Below are 2,030 nucleotides of genomic sequence, written 5' to 3' on the forward strand. Positions count from 1 at the left end.
CCGCCGGACCCCGATTCGGCGTCAACGGCGCGTTCGAACATTTCGTCCGGCTGCCCTACGTGCACGAGCCGGACCGCCTGCGGCAGGCCGTCGGCGGACTGGCCGCCGCCTACCGGACCGTGACCTCCGGCGCGAGTGCGGCGCTGCGGGAGCCGTCGGTGGTGGTCTGACCCAGATCCGCGGGTAAGACCGGTGGCCGGGTGACCGCCGGACGCGGATTGGGCGATTTGGTTGGTCTGTCCGATTCTGTTGTTCGGTGGTCGCCGCGCGGGTACGGCGGTGTCCCGGCGGGTCGCGCCGGGTGCGGGTTCCACGTGTCCTTGGTTGTCGGGTCGGGGTGGGTCGGTGTCAGCCGTCGCGGACGGCTGGCAGGGCCTGCAGGGCGGTCAGGACGGTGATGAGCAGGCCGGGTTGGGGTGGTGGCCGCAGGGTCAGGGCCCGGTTGGTGCGGACGATCCGGGCCGGGATGCTGATCAGTTCGCGGCGCAGCCGGGCCACGGTGCGGCGTCGGCGGCCGCGGCCGTTGTCCAGGCCGGCCAGTTCCTGGATCCAGCTGCTGATGGTGCAGGCCAGCAGCGCCGCCCACATCCACACGGTGTTGACCATCCGGTATTTCGACGGCAGATGACGAAGGGCGGCACCGTGTTTGGCGTCCTTGTTCAAGGCTTCGATATCGGTCCGATGCCTGTACCAGTGCTCGACCGCGACCAACCGCCCCGGGGTGGACACGTCCCGGTTGGTCAGGATGAACGAGTACCCGTACACGTGGTCAAGCTGCCCGGCCAACGCCAGCTGCAACTGGCCCTTGTCGATCGTGCGCAGCTTGCGGGCCCGGTTGTCGGTGGGGATCTGGTCGACCGGGATCCGGGTCCGCCGCACCAGGCAGGCGATGCCCGCGTCCTTGGGCCACGGCCCGGGCAGATAGTCCAGGACGGCGACCTCGGTGTGCTCCATCCCGATGACCGGGTGCCAGCCGTCCGCCGGCGCGGTCCGGCAGGCCCGCACGACGGCGGTGTTGCGCTTGACGCCGATCGCGAAGTCCACCCCCCGGTCGACGCAGTGATGGGCCAGGTCCGCGGCGAAATATCCGGAATCCCAACGGCACTGGATCTTCTCCACCCCCGGTGGCAGCGCCTTGATGGCCCGGTCCAACAGGTCCGCGGCGACCGGCCGGGGGTCCTCGTCGGCGAGCATCAGGTCCGCGGCCAGGGTGGCGCCGCTCTCGGCCCAGAACGCGATGTGCGGCCGGTAGGCCCGTTGTCCCTGGTAGTTGTAGACGGCGTCCTGCTTCCGGCGGCCGTAGACCTCCACATCGGTGGTGTCGCCGTCGATCGTGGCCACCGCCAGCAACTGAAGACGTCGGTGCTCGGGAACAAGGGTGATCAATCTTTGGTTGAGCACCCCGATCGCCGTCTCGATCGCGGCCAGATGTGTTGCGGTGAAACGCTGCGCCAGTTGCGCGGTGGTCGTCGACGCCGGTGTCGGGACCGGTTCCAACGCCTGCCCGGCGGTGTCGTCGCGGCGCCGGTCCATCCCGACCAGGAAGTCCTGTCCGGCCAGCTGGGCCGAGGCCATCGATACCAGCAGCCCACCGGCCGTCACCCCGCGGCAGCGTTGTTTGAACCGGCCGATCGCGGCGTCCAGCGCCGCCCCGATGCCCAGTACCCGATCCAGTTCGGTGACCGCGGCCACCCCGGCATGAGCGGTCAACCGCGAGTCCACCGCGCCGATCCGGACCCGCCGACCGAACCCGCGCCGCCGGGCGGCTCCCCGAGACGTCGCCGCAACCGCTAACATCAATCCGATGCCCTTCTGATATGGGGATTGTGACCTTCAGCAGCCACATTTTCCCACGTCAGAGGGCATCACCACGTTAGCGACAGCCCCACAACCCACGGATCTGGGTCAGACCGCGACGAATGAGGCGGACACCCAGCGCGGCAACGGCAACTCCGACGGCAAGGACCAGCACCCGCCCGGCCGTCAACGTCATCAGGGCCGGGCGGACCAACTCTCCTCGGTGTCCCCGG

At 69.7% G+C, this 2,030-nt stretch carries 2 protein-coding genes; one reads left to right on the top strand and one right to left on the bottom strand.

The window, feature by feature from the left end; genetic code table 11:
• Positions 1-170 (top strand): PLP-dependent aminotransferase family protein (locus tag VF468_12575; GenBank protein HEX5879129.1); only part of this gene is annotated, 170 nt, incomplete at its 5' end.
• Positions 171-348: 178 nt separating this feature from the next.
• Here the strand turns inward: VF468_12575 and VF468_12580 are convergent.
• Positions 349-1,797, bottom strand: a complete 1,449-nt coding sequence (locus VF468_12580) for an IS1380 family transposase (protein HEX5879130.1) — start codon at positions 1,795-1,797, stop codon at positions 349-351.
• Positions 1,798-2,030: the final 233 nt, after the last annotated feature.

The organism is Actinomycetota bacterium, from assembly GCA_036280995.1.
Classification (GTDB): Bacteria; Actinomycetota; CALGFH01; order CALGFH01; family CALGFH01; genus CALGFH01.

What these genes read in the sequence shown, in the direction of transcription:
- VF468_12580 (HEX5879130.1), bottom strand. Translation starts at nt 1,797, where the DNA reads ATGTTAGCGGTTGCGGCGACGTCTCGGGGAGCCGCCCGGCGGCGCGGG.